This is a genomic window from Pseudomonas sp. PNPG3, from assembly GCF_023093815.1.
In the GTDB taxonomy this organism is placed as follows: Bacteria; Pseudomonadota; Gammaproteobacteria; order Pseudomonadales; family Pseudomonadaceae; genus Aquipseudomonas; species Aquipseudomonas asiatica.
In genome coordinates this window covers 1-221 of record NZ_JALLKV010000365.1, presented here as the reverse complement: position 1 = coordinate 221, position 221 = coordinate 1, and the positions used below count along the sequence as shown (strand labels likewise).

At 63.8% G+C, this 221-nt stretch carries 1 protein-coding gene; it reads left to right on the top strand.

Annotated features, from left to right (window positions below; translation table 11 throughout):
• Positions 1-23: 23 nt before the first annotated feature.
• Positions 24-221 (top strand): porin (locus MJ643_RS31350; RefSeq protein WP_247727409.1); only part of this gene is annotated, 198 nt, incomplete at its 3' end.

Below are 221 nucleotides of genomic sequence, written 5' to 3'. Positions count from 1 at the left end.
CGAGACTTCGAGGGGGCATCATTTTGCGACTCAAATACTTCGCATGGCTGATTGCGGCCGCCACGCCGGCGGCCGCGTTTGCACAGACGAGCGTCACGCTGTACGGCCGGATCGACGGCGGTATCGAATACCTGAACCACATCGCGACACCGAACGGCAGCAAGTCGCGCTGGAGCGCGGAAAGCGGCGACTGGGGCACCAGCATGTTCGGGCTGAAGGGC